This window comes from Geobacillus sp., from assembly GCF_017515625.1.
Taxonomy (GTDB): domain Bacteria; phylum Bacillota; class Bacilli; order Bacillales; family Anoxybacillaceae; genus Geobacillus; species Geobacillus stearothermophilus.
This window is the reverse complement of record NZ_JAFWFM010000051.1, coordinates 1-2,838: the sequence shown is the minus strand read 5'-3', so window position 1 is coordinate 2,838 and position 2,838 is coordinate 1. Positions and strand designations below refer to the sequence as shown.

Here is a 2,838-nt window from a genome sequence, read left to right as displayed (position 1 = left end):
TATCGTATCATCGCCTCAAGATGAGGGATGAGAGTCCGAAAGCGCTTACGATATGAATTCCTGAAAATGGTTCGCTAACTAGTGATTGACAACACCCGTAGTGAACCGAAAAAATGTTCTCCACAAAGTCTTGACTGACTCTCTTTTTTTGGCAATCGTCCGCAAGGAGAATAAAAGATGGTACAATAGAAAAAAAGAGGTCAAGACTGTTTTGCAAAAATAATGTTAAAGGAAGATCAAGAGTGAATAAATATACACATTCGTTTCATGAACGCGCCAATGGGTTGGCAGACAGCTTTATTTTAGAGCATTACAGCTTGAGCGAGCTCAATTTTGAGACCGTCAGCCATTACCGGGAGCAGTTTGCCCGCGCCAAACCGGGGCATCCATGGAACAGTCTTGAGACGAAAGAGTTTTTATACAAAATCGGCGCTTGGGGCAAGCTGCGCGACAGCAGCAAAGAAGGACTGACGCTCGCCGGACTCGTGATGTTCAGCGAAGAGCGGATCATTACCGAGGTGCTGCCGCAATATTTTTTAGAATACCGGGAATATGACGGTGCAAAGGCGGCAGGATGGGCGAAGCGGTTCACATCGCAGGATGGAACGTGGTCCGGCAACGCCTATGATTTTTATTTCCGCGTGTTGGCGGAGTTGGAGCGCCACGTTTGGCTTGAGGAAGGGCGTGATCTGCTCGCCGAGGCGCTCGCTAATGCCATCGTTCATGCCGATTACGGGGAAGAAGGCGGCATTACCGTTGAAAAAGAGGACGGGGCGTTTCGATTTGCCAACCCGGGCCGGTTCCGCCTGCCAATTGAAGCCGCTATGGCTGGACAAATGAGCAATCTGCGCAATCCGAACATCTTTAAAATGTTTTTGTTGATCGATGTATGCAAACGCGCAGGATCCGGTTTGAAGCGCATGCATGATTGGCAGGAACGGGCGCTTGTCCAGCCGGTCGATATTTTGCAGCAAATGAATCCAGACCGCACGATCGTGACGTTATGCCCATTGTTGTTTCCAGCTGAGGCGGGGGCGACAATTGAAACAGAAATCAATGAATCATTGCAACAGCAAGAACAAGCATGGATAGAACACGGTGCGGATCAACATGACGTGGACTTCGGAAGTAACGAGGCCAACTACGTAAATAAGGAGCTCAACTCCGTTATTATCGAACAAAAATCCGTAAACAACTCGACGAACTCCTTGAATAGGGAGGCAAACTCCGTAAAAAACGAAGTTGACTCCGTAAATATCCCGTCACGCTCCGTTAATAAAGGTGCAAACTCCGTTAATAAAACGCCAAACTCCGTAAATAATGCTATATCTGTTGATGAAAGGGAGGAAGAAGAGAGAAACGAGGCGATCGATGAGCGGCTGTGGGAGATGGCAGAACTGGCACGTCGAAAAAAGCGGTTGGCTCCGGCGGTTATGGAAGAGATGATCGTCCGCCTGTGCTGCGAGCGACCGCTGCGGCTGAAAGAGTTGGCGACGCTGTTGGAACGGACGCCGGATGGGCTGCGCACCAACTACTTAGGGAAGCTGGTCGACGAAGGGAAAATCCGATTGAAATATCCGGATCAGCCGAACCACCCGCGCCAGGCGTACATCGGCGTCAAAGAAAGATGAGGGACGGGTTGTGCAGTTGCCAACAAATGAAAAGGAAACGGGCTGTTTAACCGTCCGAATGCGGTTGGCGCTTCTTGCTGTTCAGCGAGGTTGAACAGCGTCCGGCTCGTGCTGAAAATGCCGTTGTTGCATGACGATAAAGCCGCAGTCAAGACGACGAAGTTAATGATTCCGGCAGCCGCATGAATGATAGTTTGTAAATGAACAATGTTTCCAAAATATTATTTATAGAATAGTTTGAATAGTTCAGGGAATGATCGAGATTGCCCAGCGGCATCCTATTTTGTACAATAGGAAAGCACAGGCGAAGAGGAACGGAGCGAAGGTGATCGACATGGAAGAACGGGACATGAAGACGTTTCTTGCCCAGCTGCAGCAAGAAGGGTTGCTGACCGAGCAGACGCGTCCGGTTTGGGAAATGATTTTGCCGAAACGATTAAAACGAATGTATGACGTTCTTAACGAGCGCACCCGTTATATTACGGTTTTGATTGAAGCGGTCGACGACCCGCACAATCAGGCAGCGGTGCTGCGGACAGCCGAGGCGTTCGGCGTTCAAGACATCCATATCGTCACGGGAAAAGCGCCATTTTCGCCAAACCGGCTCGTGACGCGCCATGCTGACCAATGGCTGACGCTTCACCGGCAGCCTGATATCGAAACCGCCATCAACGACTTAAAACAGCAAGGGTATCAAGTGTATGCCAGCTATCTTGGCGAGGGGACGATTCCTCTTTCCGACATCGATGTATCCAAACCGACGGCGCTTTTATTTGGCAACGAACATAGCGGCGTATCCGATGAGGCGCTGAAACTCGCAGACGGGACGTTCGTCATCCCGATGTACGGCTTCGTCCAAAGCTTTAACATTTCCGTTGCCGCGGCGCTGGCGCTGTACGATGTGACTGAGCGCGCCCGCCGCCAAGCCGGAACGCGCTATTATTTATCGTCGAATGAGAAAAAAGCGCTCTACCAACAATGGATGTGGCAAACGTTGAATCCGCGCATCCGCAAACAGCTTGAGCTGCAAGGGTATACCATTTAACTTCCCTCCGAAAGAAGTCTTCTACTTCTAAACGTGAAGGTGCGCCAGCACCAGTGAAAGTGGGAGATGAATGTCGGTTGGCGTTAGCCAACGAATAGGATAGAATATGGCTAGAACGGACACCTTCGGAACGAAGGGAAGCGTAAAGGGTTCTTGTGTGTG

2 protein-coding genes and 1 pseudogene are annotated in these 2,838 nt (G+C 50.2%); 2 read left to right on the top strand and 1 reads right to left on the bottom strand.

The window, feature by feature from the left end:
• The first annotated feature begins 242 nt into the window (after positions 1-242).
• A complete protein-coding gene (locus IKE44_RS03235; RefSeq protein WP_121678295.1) occupies positions 243-1,631 on the top strand; it encodes a putative DNA binding domain-containing protein in 1,389 nt (462 codons plus the stop codon).
• A gap of 47 nt (positions 1,632-1,678) precedes the next feature.
• On the opposite strand, the pseudogene IKE44_RS03230 reads toward IKE44_RS03235, so the two are convergent.
• Positions 1,679-1,819, bottom strand: a pseudogene (locus IKE44_RS03230) (amino acid permease); the annotation flags it as partial.
• 146 nt (positions 1,820-1,965) lie between these two features.
• On the opposite strand from IKE44_RS03230, the gene IKE44_RS03225 reads away from it, so the two are divergent.
• Positions 1,966-2,676 (top strand): TrmH family RNA methyltransferase, encoded by a 711-nt coding sequence (locus IKE44_RS03225; RefSeq protein WP_033008879.1) that lies wholly within the window; start codon positions 1,966-1,968, stop codon positions 2,674-2,676.
• Positions 2,677-2,838 lie beyond the last annotated feature (162 nt).